The 25,693-nt window shown below is 71.4% G+C and carries 24 protein-coding genes, 1 tRNA gene and 1 pseudogene; 11 read left to right on the top strand and 15 right to left on the bottom strand.

Going from position 1 to position 25,693, the window contains the following annotated elements; genetic code table 11:
- The first annotated feature begins 10 nt into the window (after positions 1–10).
- Positions 11–658, top strand: a complete 648-nt coding sequence (locus ACZ7H1_RS11700) for a rhomboid-like protein (protein ID WP_470785762.1) — start codon at positions 11–13, stop codon at positions 656–658.
- Positions 659–710: 52 nt separating this feature from the next.
- On the opposite strand, the pseudogene ACZ7H1_RS11695 reads toward ACZ7H1_RS11700, so the two are convergent.
- Positions 711–818, bottom strand: a pseudogene (locus ACZ7H1_RS11695) (DNA-binding response regulator); the annotation flags it as partial.
- Here ACZ7H1_RS11695 and ACZ7H1_RS11690 point away from each other — a divergent pair.
- Complete coding sequence (locus ACZ7H1_RS11690) at positions 784–954, top strand: hypothetical protein (RefSeq protein WP_470785968.1); 171 nt, start codon at positions 784–786, stop codon at positions 952–954. The pseudogene ACZ7H1_RS11695 and the gene ACZ7H1_RS11690 sit on opposite strands and share 35 nt — an antisense overlap.
- A gap of 136 nt (positions 955–1,090) precedes the next feature.
- Here ACZ7H1_RS11690 and ACZ7H1_RS11685 read toward each other — a convergent pair whose 3' ends face one another.
- The 9 genes from ACZ7H1_RS11685 to ACZ7H1_RS11645 all read right to left on the bottom strand — a co-directional run bounded on the left by ACZ7H1_RS11685 (position 1,091) and on the right by ACZ7H1_RS11645 (position 10,706).
- The gene (locus tag ACZ7H1_RS11685) at positions 1,091–1,894 is read right to left on the bottom strand and encodes an HAD family hydrolase (protein ID WP_470785760.1); all 804 of its coding nucleotides are present in this window, start codon (positions 1,892–1,894) and stop codon (positions 1,091–1,093) included.
- The gene (gene serS, locus ACZ7H1_RS11680; protein WP_470785758.1) at positions 1,891–3,168 is read right to left on the bottom strand and encodes a serine--tRNA ligase; all 1,278 of its coding nucleotides are present in this window, start codon (positions 3,166–3,168) and stop codon (positions 1,891–1,893) included. The genes ACZ7H1_RS11685 and serS overlap by 4 nt, the downstream gene beginning before the upstream one ends.
- 548 nt (positions 3,169–3,716) lie before the next feature.
- Entirely contained in the window at positions 3,717–4,652 is a 936-nt protein-coding gene (gene pheA / locus ACZ7H1_RS11675; RefSeq protein WP_470785756.1) for a prephenate dehydratase, read from the bottom strand.
- A gap of 42 nt (positions 4,653–4,694) precedes the next feature.
- Complete coding sequence (efeB, locus tag ACZ7H1_RS11670; protein WP_470785950.1) at positions 4,695–5,957, bottom strand: iron uptake transporter deferrochelatase/peroxidase subunit; 1,263 nt, start codon at positions 5,955–5,957, stop codon at positions 4,695–4,697.
- Between the two features lie 17 nt (positions 5,958–5,974).
- Positions 5,975–7,906 carry a copper resistance CopC/CopD family protein gene (locus ACZ7H1_RS11665; protein WP_470785754.1) on the bottom strand — a complete coding sequence of 644 codons (1,932 nt, stop codon included), beginning with the start codon at positions 7,904–7,906 and terminating at the stop codon, positions 5,975–5,977.
- A 22-nt stretch (positions 7,907–7,928) separates the two neighbouring features.
- Positions 7,929–8,399: a copper chaperone PCu(A)C gene (locus tag ACZ7H1_RS11660; RefSeq protein WP_470785753.1), complete on the bottom strand. Its 471-nt coding sequence runs from the start codon at positions 8,397–8,399 to the stop codon at positions 7,929–7,931.
- Entirely contained in the window at positions 8,396–9,049 is a 654-nt protein-coding gene (locus tag ACZ7H1_RS11655) for an SCO family protein (protein WP_470785751.1), read from the bottom strand. Before ACZ7H1_RS11655 ends, ACZ7H1_RS11660 begins: the two co-directional genes overlap by 4 nt.
- 47 nt (positions 9,050–9,096) lie before the next feature.
- Positions 9,097–9,822 (bottom strand): YcnI family copper-binding membrane protein, encoded by a 726-nt coding sequence (locus ACZ7H1_RS11650; RefSeq protein ID WP_470785749.1) that lies wholly within the window; start codon positions 9,820–9,822, stop codon positions 9,097–9,099.
- 110 nt (positions 9,823–9,932) lie between these two features.
- Positions 9,933–10,706, bottom strand: a complete 774-nt coding sequence (locus ACZ7H1_RS11645; RefSeq protein WP_470785747.1) for a hypothetical protein — start codon at positions 10,704–10,706, stop codon at positions 9,933–9,935.
- A gap of 199 nt (positions 10,707–10,905) precedes the next feature.
- Between ACZ7H1_RS11645 and ACZ7H1_RS11640 the strand changes: the two genes are divergently transcribed.
- A complete protein-coding gene (locus ACZ7H1_RS11640; protein WP_470785745.1) occupies positions 10,906–11,349 on the top strand; it encodes an ATP-binding protein in 444 nt (147 codons plus the stop codon).
- 111 nt (positions 11,350–11,460) lie between these two features.
- Here ACZ7H1_RS11640 and ACZ7H1_RS11635 read toward each other — a convergent pair whose 3' ends face one another.
- Together ACZ7H1_RS11635 and ACZ7H1_RS11630 are read right to left on the bottom strand one after the other, a co-directional pair.
- Positions 11,461–12,948, bottom strand: a complete 1,488-nt coding sequence (locus ACZ7H1_RS11635; protein WP_470785744.1) for an aminopeptidase P family protein — start codon at positions 12,946–12,948, stop codon at positions 11,461–11,463.
- A gap of 114 nt (positions 12,949–13,062) precedes the next feature.
- Positions 13,063–14,604 (bottom strand): PP2C family protein-serine/threonine phosphatase, encoded by a 1,542-nt coding sequence (locus tag ACZ7H1_RS11630; protein ID WP_470785742.1) that lies wholly within the window; start codon positions 14,602–14,604, stop codon positions 13,063–13,065.
- 418 nt (positions 14,605–15,022) lie between these two features.
- Between ACZ7H1_RS11630 and ACZ7H1_RS11625 the strand changes: the two genes are divergently transcribed.
- Together ACZ7H1_RS11625 and ACZ7H1_RS11620 are read left to right on the top strand one after the other, a co-directional pair.
- Entirely contained in the window at positions 15,023–15,715 is a 693-nt protein-coding gene (locus tag ACZ7H1_RS11625) for a bifunctional DNA primase/polymerase (protein WP_470785741.1), read from the top strand.
- A gap of 109 nt (positions 15,716–15,824) precedes the next feature.
- Entirely contained in the window at positions 15,825–16,544 is a 720-nt protein-coding gene (locus tag ACZ7H1_RS11620) for a hypothetical protein (RefSeq protein WP_470785739.1), read from the top strand.
- 202 nt (positions 16,545–16,746) lie between these two features.
- On the opposite strand, the gene ACZ7H1_RS11615 is transcribed toward ACZ7H1_RS11620, so the two are convergent.
- The 3 genes from ACZ7H1_RS11615 to ACZ7H1_RS11605 form a co-directional block, all read right to left on the bottom strand.
- Positions 16,747–17,736, bottom strand: a complete 990-nt coding sequence (locus ACZ7H1_RS11615) for a DUF5926 family protein (protein WP_470785737.1) — start codon at positions 17,734–17,736, stop codon at positions 16,747–16,749.
- 174 nt (positions 17,737–17,910) lie between these two features.
- Positions 17,911–18,357 carry an ATP-binding protein gene (locus ACZ7H1_RS11610; RefSeq protein ID WP_470785736.1) on the bottom strand — a complete coding sequence of 149 codons (447 nt, stop codon included), beginning with the start codon at positions 18,355–18,357 and terminating at the stop codon, positions 17,911–17,913.
- Positions 18,358–18,607: 250 nt separating this feature from the next.
- A complete protein-coding gene (locus tag ACZ7H1_RS11605) occupies positions 18,608–19,447 on the bottom strand; it encodes a glycerophosphodiester phosphodiesterase (RefSeq protein WP_470785734.1) in 840 nt (279 codons plus the stop codon).
- A gap of 214 nt (positions 19,448–19,661) precedes the next feature.
- On the opposite strand from ACZ7H1_RS11605, the gene ACZ7H1_RS11600 reads away from it, so the two are divergent.
- The 6 genes from ACZ7H1_RS11600 (at position 19,662) to ACZ7H1_RS11575 (ending at position 25,429) form a co-directional block, all read left to right on the top strand.
- Positions 19,662–21,350, top strand: coding sequence for a S1C family serine protease (locus ACZ7H1_RS11600; protein WP_470785732.1), 1,689 nt, complete (start codon positions 19,662–19,664; stop codon positions 21,348–21,350).
- A 123-nt stretch (positions 21,351–21,473) separates the two neighbouring features.
- Complete coding sequence (locus ACZ7H1_RS11595) at positions 21,474–22,379, top strand: LysR family transcriptional regulator (RefSeq protein ID WP_470785731.1); 906 nt, start codon at positions 21,474–21,476, stop codon at positions 22,377–22,379.
- Between the two features lie 98 nt (positions 22,380–22,477).
- Positions 22,478–23,047, top strand: coding sequence for a cysteine dioxygenase family protein (locus tag ACZ7H1_RS11590; protein WP_470785729.1), 570 nt, complete (start codon positions 22,478–22,480; stop codon positions 23,045–23,047).
- The gene (locus ACZ7H1_RS11585; RefSeq protein ID WP_470785727.1) at positions 23,047–24,096 is read left to right on the top strand and encodes a YeiH family protein; all 1,050 of its coding nucleotides are present in this window, start codon (positions 23,047–23,049) and stop codon (positions 24,094–24,096) included. The genes ACZ7H1_RS11590 and ACZ7H1_RS11585 overlap by 1 nt, the downstream gene beginning before the upstream one ends.
- A gap of 231 nt (positions 24,097–24,327) precedes the next feature.
- Entirely contained in the window at positions 24,328–25,266 is a 939-nt protein-coding gene (locus ACZ7H1_RS11580; protein ID WP_470785724.1) for a trypsin-like serine peptidase, read from the top strand.
- Between the two features lie 78 nt (positions 25,267–25,344).
- Positions 25,345–25,429 (top strand) — tRNA-Ser (locus ACZ7H1_RS11575).
- Positions 25,430–25,693: the final 264 nt, after the last annotated feature.

Genomic DNA, 25,693 nt, shown 5'->3' with positions numbered 1-25,693 from the left:
TGATCGGGACATGATGCTGCAGACGGCGCCCGAGCCCTCCCGGCCGATCAGGTCCTGGGTGCGCTCCTCGCCGGGCACGCACATATGGCTGCTGATCATCGCGATCACCAGCATCATCGTGGCCATCGCCCCCGACCGGCTCGACCACGTCCTGCTGCACCGCAACAGCAGCAACCTCCACGAGCTGGTCAACCACCCCGTCCGGTCCCTGATCGCCAGCGCGTTCTGGATCGAGAACCCGGCATCCCTCGCCCTGTACGCGGTCCTCTTCGAGGTGTTCCACGCACCCGTCGAACGCTGGCTCGGCACCCTGAAATGGCTCGTCATCGTGGCCACGGCCCATATCGTGGCCACCCTCATCAGCCAGCAGGTCGTCCTGCTGGCCATCGAGGACAACCGGGCCCCGCGCAGCATGGTGCACGTCGTCGACATCGGCGTCAGCTACGGCCTCGCCGCAGCGGCAGGTGTCCTCACCTACCGGCTGCCCGGCCCCTGGCGCTGGCTCTACCTCGCCGGCGTCGTCGCGTTCTTCGGCGTCCCGCTCCTGACGGGCGCCACCTTCACCGACCTCGGACACGCCATCGCACTGGCCATCGGCCTGCTTGCCTGGCCGCTGACCCGCAACCCGCGCGATGTTTCACGTGAAACACCCTGCTAGCCCGTAGCGCCTCAGGCCTCCGGCGACTCCGCTCAGGCCCGGACGAGAGCCCTCAGGCCTCCGGCGCGACCGCGCCGTGTTCCCACGCCCAGGCGGCGATCCCGACACGGTTACGGACCCCGAGCTTGGCCTGGACGTTCGCGACATGGGTCTTCGCGGAGACCAACGGCGCACCGGCCGCCCCCACCGGCCTCGCCCTCCACGTCATGACCGCCTGCTACGCGCCGCCGCTGCTGTGGGGTCCGCTGCTCGCGGTCGTCACCGTCGCGCACTGGCGCCGCCGCAACCACGGGTGAGGCAGGGAAATTCGCTGGTACCGCACCGGCGGCCCCGGCAGAGTAAGGGCAACGGGGAGCACGACAGGACCGGGGCGGCCGCTTCGAGCGCGCCGACGGCGCGGGCCGCCCCGGACCTCACCGGCAACGTCCCCGCTCAGGCGCCGAGCAGGCGCTCCAGCACCACCGCGATGCCGTCGTCCTCGTTCGACGTCGTCGTCTCGTCGGCCACGGCCTTGAGCTCCCGGTGGGCATTGGCCATCGCCACACCGTGCCCGGACCACGCGAACATCGGGATGTCGTTCGGCATGTCGCCGAAGGCGATCGTCTGGGCCGCCTTCACGCCAAGCCGCCGCGCGGCCAGCGACAGGCCCGTGGCCTTGCTCAGCCCCAGCGGCAGGATCTCCACGACCCCCGGACCCGCCATCACGATGTCCACGAGACTGCCGACGGCCGTACGGGCCACCGCGGACAGCGCATCGTCGTCCAGCCCCGGATGCTGGATGTACAGCTTGTTCAGTGGAGCCGCCCACATCTGCGCCGTGTCGTCCAGGAACACGTACGGCAGCGGGCCCTCCTGCACCTGATAGCCCGGCCCCACCAGGACCTGCCCGTCCAGCCCGTCCCGGCTCGCGGCCAGCGCCACCGGACCGATCTCCGCCTCGATCTTGGCGAGCGCCAGACCGGCCAGCTGCCGGTCCAGCGTCACGGAGGTCAGCAGCCGGTGCGCACCCGCGTCGTACAGCTGGGCGCCCTGCCCACACACCGCGAGGCCCCGGTAGCCCAGGTCGTCGAGGATGTGCCGGGTCCAGGGCACGGCCCGGCCGGTGACGATGATGTGCGCGGCACCCGCCGCGGTGGCCGCGACGAGTGCTTCACGCGTGCGTTCCGAGACCGTTTCGTCGCCACGCAGCAGCGTGCCGTCGAGGTCGGTGGCGACGAGGCGGTACGGGAAGCTCACTTGGCGATCGGCTCCAGCAGCTCCCGGCCGCCCAGGTACGGCCTGAGCACCTCGGGCACCCGCACCGAACCGTCGGCCTGCTGGTGGTTCTCCAGGATGGCCACGATGGTGCGCGGCACGGCGCACAGCGTGCCGTTCAGCGTCGCCAGCGGCTGGACCTTCTTCCCGTCGCGCATGCGCACGGACAGGCGGCGGGCCTGGAAGCCGTCGCAGTTCGACGCGGAGGTCAGCTCGCGGTACTTGCCCTGCGTGGGGATCCACGCCTCGCAGTCGAACTTGCGCGACGCGGAGGAGCCGAGGTCACCGGTGGCGACGTCGATCACCTGGAACGGCAGCTCGAGAGCGGTCAGCCACTGCTTCTCCCACGCCAGCAGGCGCGCGTGCTCCGCCTCGGCGTCCTCGGGCGCCACGTACGAGAACATCTCCACCTTGTCGAACTGGTGGACGCGGAAGATGCCGCGGGTGTCCTTGCCGTACGTGCCGGCCTCGCGGCGGAAGCACGGGGAGAAACCGGCGTACCGCAGCGGCAGCTTGTCCCCGTCGATGATCTCGTCCATGTGGTACGCAGCGAGCGGGACCTCGGAGGTGCCGACCAGGTAGTAGTCGTCCTTCTCCAGGTGGTAGACGTTCTCCGCGGCCTGGCCGAGGAAGCCCGTGCCCTCCATGGCGCGAGGACGCACCAGCGCCGGCGTCAGCATGGGGATGAAGCCGGCCTCGGTGGCCTGCGCGATCGCCGCGTTGACCAGGGCGAGCTCCAGCAGCGCGCCGACACCGGTCAGGTAGTAGAAGCGGGAGCCCGACACCTTCGCGCCGCGCTCCACGTCGATGGCGCCCAGCGCTTCGCCGAGCTCCAGGTGGTCCTTGGGCTCGAAGCCCTCCGCGGCGAAATCGCGGATGGTGCCGTGCGTCTCCAGGACGGTGAAGTCCTCCTCGCCGCCGACCGGCACGTCCGGGTGGACGATGTTGCCGAGCCGCAGGAGCAGCGCCTTCGCGGCCTCGTCGGCGTCGTTCTGCTCCGCCTCCGCCGCCTTCACGTCGGCCTTCAGCTGCTCCGCCTTCTTCAGCAGCTCCGCCCGCTCCTCCGGAGAGGCCTTGGGGATGAGCTTGCCGAGCGACTTCTGCTCGTTGCGCAGGTCGTCGAAGCGCACGCCGGAAGACCTGCGGCGCTCGTCGGCGGAGAGCAGTGCGTCGACGAGCTCGACGTCCTCTCCACGAGCACGCTGGGAGGCGCGAACACGGTCGGGGTCTTCACGAAGCAGCCGGAGGTCAATCACCCCTCCAGGCTACCGGCCTGGGCTTCTTCCGCTCACATCGATATCACGCTGCGTGTCGCTATGTCCCGATTGCCGTAAATGGAAAACTGGTGTCACCCGGCCGGAACCGATCGCTCGGGAGAAAGTCAATAAACCCCACCCCATTCCCCGAAAAGGGGCACGATGGGGCGGCGAAGTGGACGTGGGCGGAGGTGTCCATCCCCCGGCGCGCCTGCGGGGACAGGGGTGCGGGGCGGGTGTTGTCCACAGGAATGGGACCCGTCGACTTAGTTATCCACAGGCTGTGAGCGTTCACTGTGGACATCAAAATCGATCATTCTCAATCGGTGTGGGACTTGCGGCATTCCTGGTTCAAACCCGGCTCAGACACTCATTCGGGTGGGAATGCCTCGCTCCAAAGAGTTGATCAACGGTAACCGGCTGACGTCGTTCGCCCACCCACACCCCGCCGTTCACCCAACCGAACGGCCGATATGTCGACCATGTCGCAATCCGATGTCGACTTGTCCCCAGGTCGAGAAGGCAGCCTGTGGATAACTCTGTGGATATTACGTGCGGCCGTCCAGGCAGCGGGTCAGCCAGTCCGAAGCCGCCGTGAAGTCGCCATCCGACGTCCCCGGCCGCGGCGCTCGCACCTGCGCCGCCGTCACACCCGCCCGCGGGTACGAGCCGAGGAAGCGGACGTTCGGACAGGTCCGCTTCAGCCCCATGAGGGCCTCGCTCACCCGGCGGTCCGAGATGTGTCCCTCGGCATCCACCGCGAAGCAGTAGTTGCCGATCCCCGCACCGGTCGGACGGGACTGGATCAGCATCAGGTTGACACCGCGCACCGCGAACTCCTGGAGCAGCTCCAGCAGCGCGCCCGGGTGGTCCTCGCCCATCCAGATCACCACGGACGTCTTGTCCGCACCCGTGGGCGCCGCCGGCCGGGCCGGGCGCCCCACCAGCACGAAGCGCGTCTCGGCGTTCTCCGCGTCGTGGATCTCGGTGACCAGCGGCTCCAGGCCGTACCTCGCCGCCGCGAACTCGCCCGCGAACGCCGCGTCGAAGCGGCCCTCCTGCACCAGCCGGGCGCCGTCGGCGTTCGACGCGGCCGACTCCCACAGTGCGTCCGGCAGATTCGCCCGCAGCCAGTTCCGCACCTGCGGCTGCGCCACCGGGTGACCCGTCACCGTCTTGATGTCCGACAGCTTCGTGCCCGGCCGCACCAGCAGCGCGAACGAGATCTGCAGCCGCACTTCGCGGTAGATCATCAACGGTTCGCCGGACGCCAGTTCGTCGAGGGTCGCGGTCACCCCGCCTTCCACCGAGTTCTCGATCGGGACCAGCGCGGCCGCCGCTTCGCCGTTGCGCACCGCGTCGAGTGCCGCCGGCACCGACACCATGGGGACCAGCTCGCGGGTGGCGGCCTCCGGCAGCGTGCGCAGGGCGGCCTCCGTGAAGGTGCCCTCGGGACCGAGATACGTGAAGCGCGTGGCGGACATGTGATCAGCCTAGTGCGATGCGCCGGAGAACCAGGGGGGCGTTCACGAGTCGAGAAGCCGCTGCCCCACGTACTCGCCGGCCCGGGGGCCGCCCGGTACGGCGTACAGTCCGCTCGCCTCGTGCCGGAGGAACGGCGACAGTGCGTCCCCGCGGTCCAGCTTGCGCTGTACCGGGACGAAACCGCGCAGCGGGTCGGCCTGCCAGCAGATGAACAGCAGGCCCGCGTCGGGGGCGCCGTCCGGGCCGATGCCGTCGTGGTACGAGAAGGGCCTGCGCAGCATGGCGGCGCCGCCGTTCTGCTCGGGTGCGGAGATCCGCGCGTGGGCGTTCGCCGCGATCACCGGCTTCCCGTCGGCGCCGGTCCTGTCGAGGTCGGGCTCGGTGCGCTCGGTGCCGCCGGTGAGAGGGGCGCCGTCGGACTTCCGGCGGCCGATGACCTCTTCCTGGCGGCCCTGGGGGAGCTTCTCCCAGTCGTCGAGCAGCATGCGGATGCGCCGTACGACGGCGTACGAGCCGCCGGTCATCCAGGCGTGTTCGGCGGGGCCGGGACCGCCGGCGGGCACGAAGATCCGCTGGTCGTAGTCGGGCTCGTCGGGCTGAGGGTTTCCGGTGCCGTCGATCTGGCCCATCAGGTTGCGGGCCGTCATCGGGGTGCCGGTGGCTCCCGGGGAGCGGTTGAAGCCGTTCATCTGCCAGCGGACCCGGGCGGCGTCTCCGGCGTCCTTCTGGAGGGCGCGCAGGGCGTGGAAGGCCACCAGGGCGTCGTTGGCGCCGATCTGGACCCACAGGTCGCCGTTGCTGCGCTTGGGGTCGAGCTGGTCGGAGGAGAAGTCGGGCAGCGGGGCGAGTGCGGCCGGCCGGCGGCCGGTGAGGCCGGTGCGGTCGAAGAAGCTGTGCCCGAAGCCGAAGGTGACGGTGAGCGAGCAGGGTCCGGCGTCGAGGGCGATCCCGGTGTCCGCGGTGCCGCTGGGTTCGGCGGCCATCAGCCGGCGGGCGGTCTCGGACCAGCGGCGCATGAGGGCGGCGGCTTCCTTGCGGCCGGCTCCGGGAGCCAGGTCGAAGGCGAGGACGTGGCCCTTGAGCTGGAGCGGGTTGGTGATGCCCGCCTGGTGGTCGCCGTGGAAGGCGACTGCGGTGGCGCCGAGGGAGGCCAGGGCGCCGGCGGCGGGTGCTGCGGCGCCGGAGCCGTCGGCGAGGGCGGCGTGGGCGAGGGCCCCGCCGGCGCCGCCGAGCGCGAGCCCGGCTGCTCCCGCGGCGCCGACGGTGCCGAGCAGCCGCCTCCTGGAGATCTCGATGTCGGTCACGGTCTCGGTCACGCTGGTCAGCCGATCTTCACGTTCTTGTTGACGGTGGTCTGGTCGATGTCGGAGGTCCGCACGGTCACGTCGATCCGCCATTCGCCGGCCAGGGGGAGCTGGACGCCCGATGCCGTCCAGTGTCCGGTGCCGGCGTGGTCGGGGACGAGGGGCAGCGGGCCGACGTCCTTGGCGGGGAGGGTGAAGGCGATCTTGACTTCGGGTGCGTCCAGCGGGCGGCCGTTGGGCCGGTCCAGGTACACGTGCAGGGTGTTGGCGCCGGTCCGGCCGGGGTCCAGTTCGAGGCGGGCGGTGCCCTTGCCGTCCTCGCCGCCGGTGTCGAACGGCAGGCTGATCTTTATGGGTCGGTTGGGCACGGCGGGCGCCGAGGCGCTGCCGCCGACTTCCTGCTCTGCGGCGCGGCCGGGTTCGGTGCTGGTCAGGCTGGTGGTCACGGCGAGCAGGACGACGGCGATGCAGGCTTCGGCGAGTACGGAGCGGCGCAGCCCGGCCCGGTCGGGGTCGGCGTCGCGGACCTTCTTCTCCTGGGCGGTGGCCTGGGCGGCCTGCTGCCGGGCCAGCTGGGCGGCGCGCTTGGGGTCCTTGGGGTCCTCGGGGACGGTGACCGGCTCGGGCGATGTTTCACGTGAAACACGCTGGGCGGCGATCTCGACGGTGGCGGCGGAGTGCTCGCCCAGTCGTGCGGTCCACTTCCGTGAGACGTAGGCGACGCCGACGAGTACGACGACGAGGCCGACCTTGACGATGAGGAGCTTTCCGTAGTCGGTGCCGGTGAGGGCGGTCCAGGTGCCGAGCTGGCGCCAGGACTGGTAGATGCCGGTCGCGACGAGGACGAGCACGCTGGTGAAGGCGACGCGGGAGAAGCGCTGTACGGCGGTGCGTTCCAGGTCGGGTATGCGGTACAGGGCGATGAGGAGGGTGACCAGGCCGCCGAGCCAGGCGGCGACGGCGAGCAGGTGGAGGATGTCGACGGGCATGGCGATGCCCGGCTGGATGCCGGTCGAGGCGTGTTCGGACAGGGCCCAGGTGGCGGCGATCCCGCCGGCCACGACGGTGCCGCCGATGCCGAGCCCGAAGGCGAGGTCGCTGGTGTCCTTGGCGTCTTCGGTCTCTGTGGTGTTCGCGGCCTGGCGGCGGGCGTAGGCGCCGAAGAGGACGGCGATGAAGAGGGCGGCGGCGCCGAGCAGCAGGAGGCGTGAGACGAGGGCGGCGCCGGTCTTGGTCTCCAGGACGGCCTTGAGCCCGGTGAGGTCGAGTGCGTCGGCGAACTTGCCCGAGCCGGTGTAGGGGTTGCGCAGGACCAGCATGGTCAGGGTGGCGGCGGTGAGGGTCGCCCAGCCGTAGAGGACGGTGCGCTGGACGGCGCGGATGCCGGCTCCGCGGCGCCAGCACAGCAGGACGAGGGCGGCGCCGCCGACGAGCACGGTGAAGCCGGCGTAGGCGGCGTAGCGGGCGATCCCGTAGACGGTGCCGACGGGACCGCTGCCGGCCTGCTGGTCGGGCAGGTCGACGGTGGTCTGGGAGGGGGCGCCGATGGAGAAGGTGAAGGCGCCGGAGATGGGGTGGCTGTCGGCGGAGACGGCCTGCCAGGCGACGGTGTAGGTGCCGTTGGGCAGTCCGGAGTGGAGCACGACTCCGTATTTGATGGTCGATCCGTCGCACAGGTCGCGGTGCTCACCGGTGTCGACGCGCTTGCCGCGGGGGTCCATGACTCGGATCGAGTCGTCGCCCATGGCGACCTGTTCGGAGAAGGAGAGGTTGACCTGGGCGGGGGCCGTGGCGACCACCGCCCCGTCCTTGGGATCGCTCGCGGTCAGCGCGGCGTGCGCCGAGGCCGGGGAGGCCGTGGCGAGCAGCGCGCCCAAGAGGGCGGCGAGGACCAGCAGCAGCCGCAGGAGCGGTGCCGCCGGCACGGGGGCGGGGGCGGTGGCCGTCATGGCGTGTGAGTCCCTTGTTCCGTCAGTGGTTCTTCGGGTTGTGGGTCCGTTCCTTCACGTCCAGCTCGACCTTGACCGGGTCGGCCTTCTCGAAGCGCAGTTCGACGGTGACCTTGTCGCCGAGCTTCGGCTTGCTCTTCAGCCCCATGAACATGATGTGGCTGCCGCCGCGTTCGAGCTTGAGCTCGCCGTTGGCGGGCACGTCGAGGGACGTGACCTGCTGCATCTTCTGGTTCTTGGTTTCGTGGATCTGTACGTCGCCGGAGAGCGGGCTGGTCACCGAGGTGAGCTTGTCGGCGGTGCCGGAGTCGTTCTTGACGATCAGGAACCCGCCGGCCATGTCGGCGTTGACGGGCTCGGGCATGAATGCGCCGCTGACGGTCATCTTCGGCTCGGCGTCCTTGTCGCTGCCGGAGTCCGAGCAGCCCGATATGGCCAGCGCGGTGGTCAGGGAGAGGGTGGCGGCGAGGAGGGCGGTGGTGCGGCGGTTCACGGGTTCTCTCCCTTGGAGATCTTCGGCAGGTCCTTGGCGTAGTCGTCGGCGGTGGTGTCCTCGCCGTACAGGACGTAGCCTTCGTCGGTTTTCGGGGAGAACGCGATGACCTGCGCCCCGTGCATGGAGACGACGCTGCCGTTGGGGCCCTTCTTGGCGGGTTCGAGGCCGATGTGCAGGGTGCGGGCGCCGGCCTGGATGGCCTTGAAGTCACCGGTCAGTCCGATGAAGGACGGGTCCAGCCCGTTCAGCCACTTGCCGAGGGAGGCCGGGGTGTCCCGTTCCGGGTCGGAGGTGACGAAGACGACCTGGAGCCTGTCCTGGTCGGCCTTGGGGAGCTTGGCCTTCGCCACGGCGATGTTGCCCATGGTCAGCGGGCAGACGTCGGGGCAGTGGGTGTAGCCGAAGTAGATGAGCGTCGGCTTGCCCTTGGTGCGCTCGCGCAGGTCGAACGGCTTGCCCTGGGTGTCGGTGAGGACGAGGTCGGGCTTTTCGAAGGGCCGGTCGAGGACGGTGGCGGCCTTCGTCTTTGACGGAGTGCTCACCTCCGCGACGGACTTGTCCTTGGCTGTGTCGCTGCCGCAGGCGGACAGCGTGAGTGCAGCCGCCGCCGCGAGGGCGGCGGCTGTCACACGTGTGGTGGTGCGCATGGAGAGTCGTCCCTGTGGATGAGGGGTCGTTCGGTGGTCAGGAGGGGTCAGGAGGTGCGACGGCGTGCGGCCGCGCCGAAGGCCACACCGGCGACGCCGACGACGATGCCGGTGATGCCGAGGACGCGGGCGGTGGTGTCGGAGCCGGAGGCGGCCGCCTCGGTCTTCTCGCCGTCGTGCGTGTCGTCCCCGGTGTTCTTCGCGGAGTCCTTGCCCTTGTCCGCGCCGCCGTGGTGGTCGTCGCCCGTGGGCTCCGTGAGCTTGAGCACGGGGGCCGGGTTCTGCGGTTCCTCGGCGCCTTCCTTGGCCTCTTCGATCCAGCGGACGACTTCGTTGTTGTCGTACGTCTGGATGGCCTTGAAGACCATGGTGTCGGTGTTCTCGGGGAGCTGGCCGACGGAGAGCGGGAACTGCTGGAACTTGCCCTTGCCGATCTTCCCGCCGGACCAGGTCACCTTGGTGACGGCCTCGTTGATCTGGCGGCCGTGCACGGTGAGCGGCTTGTCGAGCTTGCTCTTGGTGACCTCGACGGTCCAGCCGGGCACGTCCTGCGGCATGACGGACGCGAGCGGGTGGTCTGCCGGGAACGTGACCTCCAGCTTGGTGGTCGACGCGTCGTCACGCTCGTTGGGGACCTTGAAGTTGATCGTGGCGTAGCCGCCCTTCTCGGCCTGGCCCGGCTGCACGCTGACGTGTGCGGAGGCGGGACCGGCGAAGAGAAGGACGGTGCCGGCGGCGAGGGCGGCGGCGACGGAGACGCGAGAGGTCTTCATGGCAGAGAACTCCACGGGAAGTGGGGGACGGTGGTGGCGCGTGCGGATGCGCACGGACTCCGCGGCACCGCCGCTTCCGTCCCGGGTGTTCCGGGGGAGTGGGTGCCGCGTCAGGCAGCGAGGACGCAGGCCGCGGGGGGTCCGCGCCTGATGACCGTGTGCTGGAGTGCCTCGCGGGCGGGGGGTCCGGTCTCGGGCCGGTCGCTGCGGGGCAGTCCCGGGGTGTGCGGTCCGCCGTGCAGCCCGGCGCGCAGGGCGCGTGCGTAGGCCAGTGCGGTGCGCAGCGGGCGTACGGGGGTGCCGTCGGCGGAGAGCTGGAGGAGCCGTTCGAGGGCGAGGTCGCCGCGGCCGAGGAGCCAGGCGGCGGCCAGTGCGGCCAGCAGGTGGCCGAGCAGCATGGGGAGCGAGAGGAGCCCGGTGGCCGGTTCCACGGTGGCCGTGGTGTGGCCGGCGTGGGCGTGGGCTTGGGCGGCCAGGCTCGCGGGGTCGATGCCGGCGGCGTGGAGCACCTCCCGGGCCCGGGCGGGGCTCAGGGGGACGGTGTTGCCGCCGCAGAGCAGCTCGGCGGCGAGGTCTGCGATGGTGGCGTCGGAGGGGGTGCCGGGCGCGGCTCGGTGCTGGCCGAGTCCGAAGAGGGAGTGCAGGGCCAGTTGTCCGCCGGCGAGGGCGCCGGCGAGGACGGGCAGCGAGTGCCGCTTCCCGGCGAGGGGTGCCGTGCAGGCGAGTACGGCGAGGAAGCCCGCGCCGAGGGACCACAGGGGGACGGAGGCGCAGGATGCCAGGGCGTGGCCCGCCGCGGACAGCGCGACGCAGACCGCGGTGAACACCGCGGCCCTCACGAGCCGGGTTCCGGCTCCGGTGCGCGTCGAGCGGGCGTCAGGCATGGCCGGGTCATCATCGCACTGCGCTCACGGCGCCCATACGGCAGGTCCGTAAGGTCCCATGCGTCCGATGAGTCCCGTGGGGGCGGATTGCTCGTTCGGCGCTCATACACCGGGGTGCGGAGGGTGCGCATCGGCCAAACGAGGGCTGTGTCGTCGCGCTGGGGCTTACCGGCTGCCGCGGGCGGCAATAGGTATCGGTATGAGCATCTGGTGGTCTCTCCACTTGCGGCGCGAGGCCGCGAGTGTTCCGTTCGCCAGGCGGCTGCTGCTCGGGACGATGGAGACCGCGGGAGTGGACCCGGACATCTCTTTCGACCTGTCGGTGGCGCTGAGCGAGGCGTGTGCCAATGCGGTGGAGCACGGTGGGGCGGTCGGTGATCCGGATGCGGACGGGGCGTTCCGCGTCACGGCGTATCTGGACGGCGACTGCTGCCGGATCGAGGTGACCGATTCGGGTCCGGGTTTCCCGCCGCAGACGGTGGCCCGGCGCAGACCCGCGCTGGCGGAGCACGGCAGGGGGCTGGGGCTGATCGAGGAGCTCTCCGATCACGTCCGGTTCCGCAACCGGCCCGGCCGGGGCGCGGTGGTCAGCTTCGACAAGGTGCTGAAGTGGCGCGAGGGCGCGCTGTTGCAGGTGTCCTGACGGCGCGCTCGCGCGGTGCGCACGGCGCCCGGCAGGTGCGGGGGTTTCACGTGAAACACCGGTGGGCGGGAACCCTCCGCAGGGTTCCCGCCCACCGGTGTGCGCCGGGTGTCAGCCCTTGAGGGCGGCCATCCAGGCCTCGACCTCGTCGGACCGGCGGGGCAGGCCCGCGGAGAGGTTCCGGTTGCCGTCCTCGGTGACGAGGATGTCGTCCTCGATGCGGACGCCGATGCCGCGGTACTCCTCGGGGACGCTCATGTCGTCGGCCTGGAAGTAGAGGCCGGGCTCCACGGTCAGGCACATGCCCGGCTCCAGGGTGCCGTCGACGTACGCCTCGGTGCGGGCCACGGCGCAGTCGTGGACGTCCATGCCGAGCATGTGGCCGGTGCCGTGCAGGGTCCAGCGGCGCTGCAGGCCCAGCTCCAGGACGCGCTCGACGGGGCCTTCGAGCAGGCCCCACTCGACGAGCTTCTCGGCGAGGACGCGCTGGGAGGCGTCGTGGAAATCGCGGAACTTGCCGCCCGGCTGGACCGCGGCGATGCCGGCTTCCTGGGACTCGTACACCGCGTCGTAGATCTTGCGCTGGATGTCGGTGTACGTGCCGTTGATCGGCAGGGTGCGGGTGACGTCGGCGGTGTAGAGGGTGTGCGTCTCCACGCCGGCGTCGAGGAGGAGCAGGTCGCCGGAGCGGACCGCGCCGTCGTTGCGGACCCAGTGCAGGGTGCAGGCGTGGGCGCCGGCGGCGCAGATGGAGCCGTAGCCGATGTCGTTGCCCTCGACGCGGGCGCGCAGGAAGAAGGTGCCTTCGATGTAGCGCTCGCTGGTGGCCTCGGCCTTGTCGAGGACCTTCACGACGTCCTCGAAGCCGCGGACGGTGGAGTCGACGGCCTTCTGGAGCTCGCCGATCTCGAAGGCGTCCTTCACGAGGCGGGCCTCGGAGAGGTGGACGCGCAGTTCGTCGTCGGTCTCGGCGGTGACCTTGTCGGTCAGGGCCGCCTCGATGAGGGCGTCGTGTCCGCGGACCACGCGGACCGGGCCGGTCTCGTCCTTGAGGGCCTCGGCGAGCTCGCGCACGTCCTTGGCGGGCAGGCCCAGCAGCTGCTCGGCCTCGGCGAGGGAGTGGCGGCGGCCGACCCACAGCTCGCCGTGGCCGGCGAGCCAGAACTCGCCGTTCTCGCGGTTGGAGCGCGGGAGCAGGTAGATCGTGGCGGTGTGGCCCTGGGCGGCGGGCTCGAGGACGAGGACGCCGTTCTCGGTCTGGTCGCCGGTGAGGTAGGCGTACTCGGTCGACGCCCGGAAGGGGTACTCGGTGTCGTTGGAGCGCGTCTTCAGGCGGCCCGCGGGGATCACCAGGCGCTCGCCGGGGAAGCGCGCCGACAGCGCGGCGCGGCGGGCGGCGGTCTGGGCGGCCTGCGGGATCGGCTCAAGCCCGTGCAGCTCGGTGTCGGCCCAGCCGGACCGCATGTTCTCGGCAAGCTCGTCGGTGACGGCCGGGTAGAGGCCGTTCTTCCGCTGCTTGATCTTCTTCTTCGGCTGCGCTTCCGGGGACTCCGGGGTTTCCGGGGTCTCCGGCGTTTCCGGGTTGAGCTCTTCGGCCACGGGTCCGTCTCCTCCTGGTACGACACTGAACCGTCTCCATCGTACGGTCGTACGGAAGGGGGCCCAGGGCCGTAAGACCCATTACCAAGATCGTCTGACCGGTCTCGGTCGAACTCAGTCGAATCGGGCGGCGAGCAGCACGATGTCCTCGTCGGAGTCGACGGCGTCCCGTCCTTCCGGCAGGACGGTGCGCAGGATGTGGTCGCAGAGGGCGGCGGGGTCCTCGCGCAGGGCCCGGGGCACGCCGGCGGCGGCCGCGTGGAGGCGGGCGAAGGCGCGGTCCATGGGGTCGCCGGTGCGCTGGAGGAGCCCGTCGGTGTACAGCAGCACCGTTTCTCCCGGCGCGGGCTCCAGCTCCACGCTGGGGGCTTCCCAGCAGGACAGCATGCCGAGGGGGGCCGAGAGCGAGGTCTCGATGTACTCGGTGCGTCGCTCGCCGATCAGCAGCGGCGGGGCATGTCCGGCCCCGGCCAGGATGATCTTCCGGCGGGCGGGTTCGCAGTACGCGAAGAGCGCGGTGGCCGAGCGCGCGGGCTCGGTGAGGCGCAGCAGGAGTTCGAGGTCGGAGAGGACGGCGACCGGGTCCTCGCCCTCCATGACGGCGTACGCGCGCAGGGAGGCGCGCAGCCGGCCCATGGCGGCGACGGCGCTGGGCCCGGAGCCGGTGACGGAGCCGACGGCGAGGCCGAGGGCGCCTTCGGGGAGCGGGAGGGCGTCGTACCAGTCGCCGCCGCCGAGCGGCCCTGAGCGGTGCCGGGCGGCGAGGCGGACGCCGGAGACCCGGGGGAGCCTGCTGGGCAGGAGCTCTTCGGCGATGGTGGCGAGACGGGTGCGGGCCCGTTCGACCTCCAGCGTGCGGGCCAGGTGCTCGGTGGCGTAGCGGCAGTAGAGGTTCGCGAGGTGGCGCTGGCGCTCGGTGGGCTCGGCGTGCTCGTCGTACAGCCAGACGACGGCACCGAGGCGGCCGGCGGTCTCGGTGGCGAGGGGCAGGGCGTAGCTGGCGGCGTAGCCGAGGCGGGCGGCGACCTCGCGGTGGCGGGGGTCCACGGACGGCGGGTAGCCGCCGGTGCCGGGGGCGCTCTCGGGTTCGGGGAGCAGCTCGCTGCCGCCGTGCGCGTCGGGGAGTCCGTCGAGGATGCGGCCGTAGGGCGTGGCGCTGCGGGGCACGGTCTCGATGTGTCCGAGGTCGGCGTGGCCGAGTCCGAGTCCTACGGTGCTGGCGGGGCCGAGGCCGTCGGCGGGTTCGAGGACGGCCAGTCCGCGGCGGGCTCCGACCAGGGCGGCTCCGGCGTGCAGGAGCTCGCGCAGGGTGTCGTCGAGGCCGGTGGTGCGGGCGAGGCGTTCGGTGAGTTCGTGCAGGGTGGTGAGGTCGGAGACCCAGCCGGCGAGGCGGTCCTGGATGACCGTTCCGGGGGCGGGTGCGGGGTGTGCAGCTGCGGTGGCGGACGCCGGGCGGGCGGGCGCGGGTGCCGCAGTGTGCGGGGGACTCGGAACTGCCGGATCGATTCCGGCCACTTTCGGCAGATGCGGGGCGCTCATGGCATCTGCCTTTCCACCTGGTGCGATTCGCCATAAAGCATCGCAAACCCCCAGATCGTGCTGCGCCGCCATCAATGGATCCACATCTACACGCACAGGTGGATCGATGTCCAGCATTGGCCAGGTGGGAATCCTGGTGTCCGTGGGGCGACAACTCCCCGTACGGTCAAGGCTCAAACTTGGCCGAAAAATGCCGGGTGTGGACCTTTTTTGCGGTCGACTGAACTGGTCCGGCAGAGCGTCATATCGTGCGTGACGGGTACGTAATCGGTGATGGCCAGGGTCAGTTGGCCCCACCCCGGACCCAGGCGGGAACCGCCAGGCGGGGGTCGTTCGTCCCTGCCGATGAAGGCCGTGCCCTCCGGCGCCTGTCGCGCGCCGACCCCGCCAGGCGTTTCATGGACCGGTAAGAACTGCACGAACCGCGTGAAACCTCAGCAAAGCGGACAGTGACGCGAAACGTGTACGTGTGGTGATACGCCGCATACATGGTGTGATGTGGCCCTCGGCGTTCAACGGAAAGGAACGAGCGCTCATGCGCGAGATCCTCGGAAGGCGTCTCCAGCGGCTCCGGCGCTCCCGGCGTGGCGGACCCCCCGTCCTCCTGGACGCAGCCCTGACCTGTGCCACCGCCTGGCGGTGGCCCGTCCTCCCCGGTGTCGGCTCCGCTCCGGCGGCCGACGGGGACCCGGCCGCGGCCGTGCGCTGCGCCTGCCCCGACCCCGAGTGCGTGGTCCCGGGTGCGCACCCCTTCGACCCCGGCCTCCTCGCGGCCACCACCGACGAGCGGATGGTGCGCTGGTGGTGGACCAACCGGCCCACGGCGCCCGTGATCCTGGCGACCGGCGGCAGCGCGCCGTGCGCCGTGAGCCTCCCGGCCGCGGCCGGAGCCAGTGCTCTCCGCCGCCTCGACGCGATGGGCATGCGGCTCGGCCCGGTGCTCGCGACGCCGACCCGGATGTCGATCCTCGTCGCCCCGTACTCGCTGGAGCGGCTCGGCGAACTGCTCTACGCCAAGGACTGCGTGCCCTCCTCGCTGCGCTTCCACGGCGAGGGCGGCTACCTGGTGCTGCCGCCCTCACCGGCCGGTGGCGGGCAGGTGCACTGGGAGCGGGCGCCGCTGCCCGGTTCGGCGCGACCGTGGCTGCCGGACGTCGAGGCCGTGGTCGACGCGCTCGTCGAGGCGAGCACCGGGGCCCCCGGCGGGGGCAGCAGACTCGCCTACTGAGGCCACCGGCCGGGCTCCTTCACTCGAACGGGTGTGACGAGGGGCCAGTTCCAAGGGAATTGGGCGCGCGACCCGCCGCGCCCGGTTCCCGCGTCGCTATCTTCGGCGAATGAACCTCCGCATGGTCGGTATCGGTGCCGGTGTGCTGATCATCCTGTCGGTCCCGCTGGCGGGAGCCCTCGCAGGACCGGCCGCCGGGTCCCGTCCCGAGCGGAGCGGCGGACTGCTGTCCTCGCTGGGATTCACGGACTCCGGTGCCAAGAACGGCGCGTCCGCCGGCGACCGGACGGAGCAGTCCGCTGCCCGGCCGGCGGCGGACGGCCGGGACGGCGGTGCACGGGACGCGAACGGGCCGCGTACGAACGCGTCGAAAGGTGACGGGCCGGAAGGCGGACCGGAAGCCAATGGGCCCGAAGGTGACGGGCCTGAAGGTGACGGGCCGGAAGGCGACGGGCCGGAAGGCGACGGGCCTGACGCGAAGCGGTCGGGGGCCCGTTGCGGACCCGAACTCTCCTCCCCCGAAGGCGTGGAGGCCCAGACCTGTGTGCTCACGGGCGAGGGGCGCACCTGGGCGCGCAGCTACTACCGCAACACGAGCGGCCGTCCGCTCGGCGCCGTGCTGTCGCTCATGGGCCCGCAGGGCCGGACCGTTCAGATCCACTGTGCCCTTGCGGCCGGTGACGAGCCCGGGGTCTGCGAGACGCCCAAGGAACCGTCGGCCGTGGGGCCGGAAGCGTGGACTGCAGTAGCGGAATACGCCGTACCGGATGGAGAAGAGCGGCTGTTGCTCCGCGCCGGGAGTAACTCCGGGGATCCGGTTGACGATTGAAATGGAAGGGCCCGGTCGCTGGCGACGGGGGATGCACCAGCGACCGGGCTACAAGAACCGTAACAAGAGATCCCGTGTTCGCAAATTCGATCTCGGATATTCGGACACGGATTTGCCGGTGATTAGCGGAAGTTGTGACCCGAGTCACCAGGGGGCCGCGATCGCTGAATGGCCAATTCCGGTTACTCGGGTCAGTTCGGTGTCAGCTGAGCGTCACCTGGCGGTTGGTGAGACCGCCGCGAGCCCGGCGCTCCTCCGCGGTCAGCGGCGCGTCCGAGGCCAGGGCCTTGGCGAGGCGTTCCGCGAACTGCACGGCCGGCTTCTCGACCTGTTCGGCCGTGACCCCGCTGGGCAGGTCCCACACCGGCACCATCAGTCCGTGCGCCCGGAAAGAGCCGACGAGGCGGGTGTTTTCGCCGAGCGAGGACTCGCCCGCGGCGTGCAGCCGGGCCAGCGCGTCGAGCAGCTTCTCCTCGGGGTGCGGCATGACCCAGCGCAGGTGGTTCTTCTCCGGCGTCTCGCACCAGTACGCGGCGTCGACTCCGTCGAGTTTCACGGTCGGGATGGCAGCGGCGTTGGCGCGCTCCAGGGAAGCCGCGATCTCGGGAGAGTCGGTCGCGGTGTTGTCCGACTCCGGAATCCAGAATTCGAATCCGCTGTGCACAACAGGCTCGAAAACGCTGTCGGCGGCGAGGAGATCCTGAAGTCGGGTCCCTTCCGGCTCCACCCGGCGCGGAGCGACCGGAGTGCCCGGCTCCGCGACCAGCGCGCGCTCCAGGGTGTCGGCCAAGTCCCGGCCGAGGTCACCGCTGGACGTGTCGTTCTGCAAACCGAGCAGGACCGAGCCGTCCTCGCGGCGCAGCGCCGGCCAGGCCATCGGGAGCACGGTCGCCAGGGTCACCGACGGCACGCCCTCGGGCAGCCCGCCCTTGAGGGAGAGCTCGACCGTGGCCGCGGGCACCAGCTCGCGCAGCGCCACCCAGTCGCACTCGCCCGGCAGCCCCTCGAAGGGACGGTTCACCAGCTCGGTCGCAGCGTGGGCCGCGGCCCGGCCGTGACAGGCCTTGTAACGGCGGCCCGAACCGCACGGGCACGGCTCGCGGGCGCCCACCACCGGGATCTCGCCGTCGTTGAGCTGCGGCTTGGCGGCCGTGGGCTGGTGTCCCTTGGGCTGCGGGCGCTTCTTGGCCATCGTGGGTGTCTCCCGGTTGAGGCTCGTGCTGACGGCGCGAGCCTATCCGCTGCGCACGGCCGTACCGGGACCGCGGCACGCGAGCGCCGCGGCTGTACCGCGGCCCTGCCGGGGGCCGGGCCCGTGGCGACGGAGTCGGGGGCCGGGCACGTGGCGCCGGGCCGGGCCCGTGCGTCAGCGGTCCGTCCCCAACGGGCAGGAATCCAGGTCGTCGAAGGCCGCCATGAAGTCCACGACGGGCGGCGCAACGCGCGTAGCGAAATCGTCGTGACGAGGCCCGGAGGCAACGATGACCCACACCGTGACCTCACCCGCCTCGCCGTCGCGCACGCCCCAGTCCTGTGCGAGTGCGCTGATGATGTTCAGCCCGCGGCCGCCGTGCGCGGTGACCGACGGAGTGGCCGGAACCGGACGGGTGGGACCGCCGCCGTCCGTCACTTCGACCGTCAGCCGGCCGGCGTTGTCGACCCGCCACGCGGCCTGGACGTCACCGTCGCCCACCTCTTGGGAGCCCAGTGGCCTGCCGTGCCGGCAGGCGTTACTGAGCAGCTCGGAAAGGATCAGTACGGCATCGTCGACGACCGTTTCGGACACACCGCTGATGCGCAGCTGTTCGCGCATACGGTGTCTCGCCTCACCCACGCCCGCAGGACCATGGGGTACGGCCATGCACGACGACGCGGGCACTTCCTGTGCCACCACCAACGCCACCCCCGGAACCTCCTTAGCCCCACGCATGGTCTGGATGCCCCAATGGCCTGGACCGGAAACCGACGTGGAGGAGGCCGCTGACGCATTCGTCACGGCCGGATGCGGACCGGATGCGCCGGGGCACACCCTGTGACGGGTGGGAGGGGTGCAACTGGTGTGATTAGCGGCCGAGTTGGGACAGAACCTGCCGCGGACGATTGGTGATGATCGCTTCTACACCCAGATCAGCGCAGAGCTGAACATCTTCTGGCTCATTTACGGTCCATACGTGTACGGAGTGGCCGGCTCGCTGGAGCTTCTGGATGAAACCGGGATTGTTGCGGACGATCCGCATGCCGGGCCCGGCGATCCCCACGCCCGACGGCAGCCGCCCGTCCCGCATCCGCGGCGAGACGAACTGCATCAGGTAGACGGTGGGCATGGTCGGCGCTGCAGCCCGCACCCGGTGCAGCGAGCGGGCCGAGAAGCTCATGATCCGGACCGGGGAGGGCCCGCCGGCGGGCGGGGAGTCCAGCCCGAAGCGCTTGAGCAGGAAGAGCAGCCGCTCCTCCACCTGTCCGGCCCAGCGGGTCGGGTGCTTCGTCTCGATGGCCAGGTCCACGGGACGGCCCGCGTCGGCGACGAGCTCGAGCAGCCGCTCCAGCGTGAGGACGGAGGTGCGCTCGGGATCGGGCTCGCCGGCTCCTTCGGCGTCCCAGTCCGGGGACTCCTCCCGGTCCTTCCACGAGCCGAAGTCCAGGGACGCGAGCTGGGCCAGCTCCAGCGCCGAGACCGCGCCGCGGCCGTTCGACGTGCGGTTCACCCGGCGGTCGTGGACGAGGACGAGGTGCCCGTCCGCCGTCAGCCGTACGTCGCACTCCAGGGCGTCCGCCCCGTCCTCGATCGCTCTGCGGTACGCCGCCAGGGTGTGCTCGGGAGCGTCCTCCGAGGCGCCGCGGTGGGCGACGACCTGGATGGGCCGAGTGAGGTGGAGTCCGGAAGGCTGCCGTACGTGGGTCACGGCGTCATGGTGCCATCCGCGGCGGGCACGGTGGGGCGGGTGCGGCGAAGATGCGCCCGAAATGCCCGGCATAAAGGATGGCAGGAGGATGCACAGGTCCGGCTTACAGTGCTCTGACGGTTCATGGGAAAGGCTTTGCCCAGGAACTTGTGCGGCCGGTCGGACGTTCAGCCGGACCGGTACCAGGCACCGTGCGTGACGAGGAGAGAGAGCTGTGAGCACCGAGAACGAGGGCAACGCGGCCCCCACCACCCCCGCAGCCCCGTCCGCACCGCCCGTGCCGGTGGCCGCTCCCAGCGTCGAGCCCGTGGACTCGGAGCAGGCCGCCGCAGCGTCCGCCGAGCCCGCCGACGCGGTGCAGCCCGCTGCTGCGCCGGCCGCCCCGGCCGAGGCTCCGACCCTGGTGAAGAGCGCGCCGGTCGATCCCCGTACCCAGCCGCTGCCCTCGGCCGAGCCGCCGACCCAGCAGCTGCCGTCCGCGGACGCGGCCCCCACGCAGCAGCTGCCGTCCGCCGGGTCCGACCCCACGCAGCAGCTGCCCGCAGCGCACGCCGCCGAGCCCCCGTACGCCCAGCAGGCACCCCAGCCCCAGGCGCCCCAGAGCGGCCGGCAGCCGCACACCCCGCCGCCCGCCGCGCCTCCGGTCCCGCCGGCGGCTCCGCCGGCCGGTGCGGGCTGGCCCCCGCCCCCGCCGGCGGAGATGCAGGCGGGACCCTCCTACGGCGACGGCAGCGGTGGATCCGTCTGGGGCGCGCCCCCGGCCCAGGAGTCCGGGGCCCCGAAGCCGAAGGGCCGCGGCGGCCTGGTCGCCGCGGTGCTTGCGGCCGCGCTGCTCGCGGGCGGCATCGGCGGTGGCGTCGGCTACTGGGCCGCGGACCGTACCGACCGTGCCGACGGCTCGACGACCGTCAGCGCGGGCAACGCCCCGGCCGACCTCAAGCGCGAGCCGGGCACCGTTGCGGGCCTGGCCGCCAAGGCCCTGCCGAGCGTCGTGACCATCGAGGCGCAGGCCGGCGACGGCGAGGGCGGCACCGGCACCGGCTTCGTCTACGACCAGCAGGGCCACATCCTCACCAACAACCACGTGGTGGCCTCCGCCGCGAATGGCGGAAAGCTTTCCGCGACGTTTTCGAACGGAAAGCGGTACGAGGCCGAGGTGATCGGCCGGGCGCAGGGCTACGACGTGGCCGTGCTGAAGCTGAAGACCCCGCCGGCGAGCCTGGCGCCGCTTCCGCTGGGCGACTCGGACAAGGTCGCGGTCGGCGACGCGACGATCGCCATCGGCGCCCCCTTCGGGCTGTCCAACACCGTCACCACGGGCATCGTCAGTGCCAAGAACCGCCCGGTGGCCTCCGGCGACGGCAGCAGCAACAAGAACTCGTACATGAGCGCGCTCCAGACCGACGCCTCGATCAACCCCGGCAACTCCGGCGGGCCGCTGCTCGACGGCCGCGGCGCGGTGATCGGCATCAACTCCGCCATCCAGTCGGCGGGCAGCGGCGGGTTCGGCGGCGGCCAGGCGGGTTCCATCGGCCTCGGCTTCGCGATCCCGATCAACCAGGCCAAGAACGTGGCCGAGCAGCTGATCAAGAACGGCAGGCCGGTCTACCCGGTGATCGGCGTCTCCGTCGACCTCCAGGCGAAGTCCGACGGCGCCAAGATCTCCGAGCAGGGCGCGCCGGCCAATGAGCTGGTCGACCCGAACGGCCCGGCCGGCAAGGCCGGCCTCAAGCCCGGTGACGTGATCACGCAGTTCGGCGGCAAGCCGATCGACAGCGGCCCGACGCTGATCAGCGAGATCTGGACGTACAAGCCGGGTGACGTGGTCAAGCTGACCTACCTGCGGGACGGCAAGGCCGCGAACGTCGACATCACGCTGGGCTCGCGCGAAGGCGACAAGTAGCCGGGCAGGCAGCGGGCAGCCCGTTGCGGGACGCCCGTGACCTGCCTGAGCTGACGTGAACCGAAGGGGCCGTAGGCGGGATTCCGCCTACGGCCCCTCCCAACGTCCGCTTATGCTTCAGACGTGTTCGACTCGCGGCACATCAGGACTTTTCACGAGGTGGTCAGCGCCGGGTCGTACTCGGCGGCCGCCCGCCTCCTCGGCTATACGCAGCCCGCGATCACCCAGCAGATGAAGGCGCTCGAACGCGCCGTCGGCACTCCGCTGTTCACCCGGGTCGGCCGCAAGATGCAGCTGACCGAGGCCGGGGAGTCGCTGGCCCGCCACTCCGAGGCCATCCTCGGCTGCCTCTCCGCCGCCCAGCAGCAGATGAAGGCGTACGCCCGGCTGCGCACCGGCAAGGTGAAGCTCTGCGGCTTCCCCAGCGCCAACGCCACCCTGGTCCCGGAGGCGCTGAGCGCGCTGGCCAAGGACCATCCGGGGATCCAGGTGGAGCTGCTCGACGGGGAGCCGCCGGACTCGCTGCACCGGCTCCAGCGCGGCGAGTGCGACATCACGCTGGCGTTCACCTACCCGGGCCTGCACGAGGAGATACCCGACGAGGTCGCCGAGGTCAGGCTGCTGGAGGACCAGCTGACGGTGCTGCTGCCCAGCGGCCACCCGCTGGCCCGGCGCCGGTCCGTGCTGCTGTCGGACCTCGCGGAGGAACGCTGGATCGCCGGCTGTCCGCGGTGCCGGGCCAATCTGCTGCACGAGTGTGCGGAGCTGGGCTTCGTCCCCGAGATCGTGTTCGCCACCGACGACAACCTGGTCGTCCAGAGCCTGGTCGGGCACGGCCTGGGCGTGGCGATGATGCCCGCGCTGCTGCTGCCCTCGCTGTCGCTGAGCCGGGTGTGCGGCAGGGCCCTGGAGCCCGCGGCGAGGCGGCACATCTCGGCGTACGTGTACCGCGACCATCTGCGGATCCCGGCGACCGCGGCCGTGCTCGACGGGTTGCGCCGGGCGGCCGCCAACCGCATAGGCTGCTGAACACCGCAGGCCCGGAGCCCCAATCCATAAGCAGAGCTTGGGACTTCAGGTGGAAACTGTCGTTGGACGTGATGGACCGGTAGCCGGACGCTGCCTGTATGACCACCACGACAACGACCGCAGCGCCGGCTGTGACCGCGCGGATGGCCGGGCTGATCGGCGAGATACGCGCCGTCGTCGACCGGGGACTGCCGCCTGACCTGACCGCGTACCTGGTGGGTGAGAAGCTCGCCCCGCACCTGGGTACGCCCGATCTGCTCACCACCGCCCAGCAGGAGAGCGATCCGCAGCGCTACCGGCAGCACATCGTGCACGCCGAGCCGGACGGCGGCTTCTCCGTGGTGGCGCTGGTCTGGCTGCCGGGCCAGCAGACCTCCATCCACGATCACGTCTCGTGGTGCGTGGCGGGCGTGCACCAGGGCGAGGAGAGCGAGCGCCGCTACCGGCTGGTGCCGGGTACCGAGGGCGACGCGGGCCGGGCCCGTCTGGTGGCCACCGAGGACGTGGTCAACGGCCTGGGGGAGGTCTGCGGATTCGCTCCGCCGGGCGACATCCACCGCGTGCGCAACTCCTGTCGTACGACCGCGATATCCCTCCACGTGTACGGCGCCGACATCTCCCGCCTGGGCAGCAGTGTCCGCCGCGTCTACACGCTTCCCGCCGGCTGATGGCCCTCCTGAACCGGCCGCAGACCCGCCCGGCCTCGCCCCCGCGTGTTTCACGTGAAACACGCAGCTGGCCCGGGCTGGTGATGGCGGTCCTCGGGGCCGGGCTGGCCTGGGCGGTGCACCTGCTGCTGCCGGCCGTGCCGATGCTGACCGCAGCCGTGGTCCTGGGCATCGCCGCCGCCCACCTGCCGCGCATACGGACGGTCGTACGCGGCACCGGCCGACCGGGCCTGTCCCTCGCGGGGCGGCGGCTGATGCGCATCGGCATCGTGCTGCTGGGCCTGGGACTGGGGCTCGATCAGGTGGTCCGGCTGGGCTGGGGCACCGTGGCGATGGTGGCCGGGGTGGTCGCGGCGACCTTCTTCGGCACGGTCTGGCTCGGCCGCCGGCTCGGGCTTCCCGGTGACCAGCCGCTGCTCATCGCGACCGGCTACTCGATCTGCGGGGCGTCCGCGATCGGAGCCGTCAGCCAGGTGTCCGGCAGCGACGAGGAGGACGTGGCGGCTTCCGTGGCGCTGGTGACCCTGTGCGGGACGCTGGCCATAGCGGTGCTCCCGCTGCTCCAGCAGCCGCTGGGCCTCGGCGACGCGGCCTTCGGACGCTGGGTCGGTGCGAGCGTGCACGACGTGGGCCAGGTCGTGGCCACCGCCCAGACCGCGGGACCGGGAGCGCTCGGCGACGCCGTGCTGGTGAAGCTGATGCGCGTGGCGATGCTGGCCCCGCTGGTCGCGGCCGTGGCCTTCGCGATGCGCGCCCGCCGCGCGGGGATCCGTACCGGATCGGGCAAGCGGCCCGCGCCGGTACCGCTGTTCGTGGCGGGCTTCCTGGTCGCGGCGGCCGTCCGGGCCACCGGCGTGCTGCCCGCCGAGGTCCTGTCCTGGTCGCGCACCGCCCAGGAGGCACTGCTTGCCGCCGCCCTGTTCGGGCTGGGCAGCGCGGTGCACCTGCCGACGCTGGCGAAGACCGGGGGCCGGGCGGCAGTGCTGGGGCTCAGCGCATGGGTGGTGGTGGCCGGGGTCTCGTACGCGGGGGTCCTGCTCACCGTCTGACCCCGCCGGACCACCGCCGGGGGGCATGCACCGTACGAACCGCGCCATTTCCCGTAGGGAACCGGCCAGAAGCCGCCGGAACCGACCGAACGTTCTGACGAGTACCTGACAAGCATGCCGTGCCATGGCAGTCTGCCTGCGCACCGATCCCGCACGCCGATCCGCACCGACAGCTCTTCACCCCCACCCTGCCCGGGCGCGACCGCCCCGGCACGGCAGAAGGAGTCATGCGTGAATCGTCATCGCACGGCCGTGTCCGTCCTCCTCGCAGCGGGTGCCCTGATCGCAGGCACCCTGACGGCCGCCGCCCCCTCGGTCGCCGCACCGGCGTCCCCCGCTCCCGCGTCCTTCAAGCCGCAGCACACCAAGGGCTTCTGGACGGCCGACCGGATGCGCTCCGCGACCCCGCTCGACCTGACCCTGGCCCCCGGCACCACGCTCAGGGCCCCGGTCACCGGCGCCGCCCCCACCGTCGTCTCCCCCACGGCCTTCCCCCAGGCGGGCGGCCCGTGGACGGGCGGCGGCGCGGTGGTGCGCACCTCCGGCCGGGTGTTCTTCACCTTCCAGGGCCGCACGGCCTCCTGCTCCGGCGACTCGGTCACCAGCCAGAACGGCAGCACGGTGCTCACCGCCGGCCACTGCGTGAAGTACCAGGGCTCCTGGCACACCAACTGGGTCTTCGTGCCGGCGTACGACAACGGCAGTGCGCCGTACGGCCAGTGGAGCGCCACCAAGACCTTCGCCACCGACCAGTGGGCGGCGAGCGAGGACATCAACTACGACGTCGGCCTGGCCGTGGTGGCCCCGTTGAACGGCCAGAAGCTCAGCTCGGTCGTCGGCGCGCAGGGCGTCCTGTTCAACGGCGGCTACAACAAGAAGATGTACGCCTTCGGGTTCCCGGCCGCCTCCCCGTACGACGGCTCGAAGCTGGTCTACTGCAGCGGCAACAGCGGCAAGGACTTCCTGTTCTCGAAGGACCACAGCCTGGGCTGCAACATGACCGGCGGCTCGAGCGGCGGACCGTGGTTCCAGGACTTCAACGAAACCACCGGCACGGGCCTTCAGGTCTCGGTGAACAGCTTCGGCTACACCTTCCTCCCGAACCGGATGTTCGGCCCGTACTTCGGCAACGAGGCCAAGGCGGCCTACGACAAGGCCCAGACGGCCTGACCTGCCCGGTGCCACGCCACGACCGGCCCCGGACCCGTTAGGCTGTAACCCGCTCCGCAGCCGTTCGCGGCGGAGCCGGGTGGGTTGCCCGAGCGGCCTAAGGGAACGGTCTTGAAAACCGTCGTGGCGCGAGTCACCGTGGGTTCAAATCCCACACCCACCGCAGTGCACCGCAGGGCCCGCGGCCCGGCATGAAGGGGCGTCCCGGACGACGGGGCGCCCCTTCGTCGTGTGCGGAGTGAGTCGCCGATCGGCGGTCCGCGGTCGGGAGCGGTCTTGGAATGCCATGTTCCGCTCGGTGCGGTTGTGTCCCATGTCACTTTGGGGACGGGGTCTGATCCACGGTGTCCGGCGGTGACGCGTTGTGCCTGGTAGTGGCCGTGCGCCGGGCGTGCGTTCGAGTGCCGAAGATCGGGATCGGGCCCCT

It is taken from the genome of Streptomyces sp. NPDC037401, assembly GCF_055602345.1.
This window is presented reverse-complemented; position numbering and strand designations above follow the sequence as displayed.

Bases quoted from the DNA above. Each gene is read 5' to 3' on its own strand.
- ACZ7H1_RS11700 (WP_470785762.1), top strand. From the start codon at position 11: ATGATGCTGCAGACGGCGCCCGAGCCCTCCCGGCCGATCAGGTCCTGG.
- pheA (WP_470785756.1), bottom strand. From the start codon at position 4,652: ATGTCCGCCACGCGCTTCACGTATCTCGGTCCCGAGGGCACCTTCACG.
- ACZ7H1_RS11665 (WP_470785754.1), bottom strand. From the start codon at position 7,906: ATGACGGCCACCGCCCCCGCCCCCGTGCCGGCGGCACCGCTCCTGCGG.
- ACZ7H1_RS11655 (WP_470785751.1), bottom strand. From the start codon at position 9,049: ATGCGCACCACCACACGTGTGACAGCCGCCGCCCTCGCGGCGGCGGCT.
- ACZ7H1_RS11650 (WP_470785749.1), bottom strand. From the start codon at position 9,822: ATGAAGACCTCTCGCGTCTCCGTCGCCGCCGCCCTCGCCGCCGGCACC.
- ACZ7H1_RS11645 (WP_470785747.1), bottom strand. From the start codon at position 10,706: ATGCCTGACGCCCGCTCGACGCGCACCGGAGCCGGAACCCGGCTCGTG.
- ACZ7H1_RS11640 (WP_470785745.1), top strand. From the start codon at position 10,906: ATGAGCATCTGGTGGTCTCTCCACTTGCGGCGCGAGGCCGCGAGTGTT.
- ACZ7H1_RS11630 (WP_470785742.1), bottom strand. From the start codon at position 14,604: ATGCTGGACATCGATCCACCTGTGCGTGTAGATGTGGATCCATTGATG.
- ACZ7H1_RS11625 (WP_470785741.1), top strand. From the start codon at position 15,023: ATGCGCGAGATCCTCGGAAGGCGTCTCCAGCGGCTCCGGCGCTCCCGG.
- ACZ7H1_RS11620 (WP_470785739.1), top strand. From the start codon at position 15,825: ATGAACCTCCGCATGGTCGGTATCGGTGCCGGTGTGCTGATCATCCTG.
- ACZ7H1_RS11615 (WP_470785737.1), bottom strand. From the start codon at position 17,736: ATGGCCAAGAAGCGCCCGCAGCCCAAGGGACACCAGCCCACGGCCGCC.
- ACZ7H1_RS11610 (WP_470785736.1), bottom strand. From the start codon at position 18,357: ATGCGCGAACAGCTGCGCATCAGCGGTGTGTCCGAAACGGTCGTCGAC.
- ACZ7H1_RS11590 (WP_470785729.1), top strand. From the start codon at position 22,478: ATGACCACCACGACAACGACCGCAGCGCCGGCTGTGACCGCGCGGATG.
- ACZ7H1_RS11585 (WP_470785727.1), top strand. From the start codon at position 23,047: ATGGCCCTCCTGAACCGGCCGCAGACCCGCCCGGCCTCGCCCCCGCGT.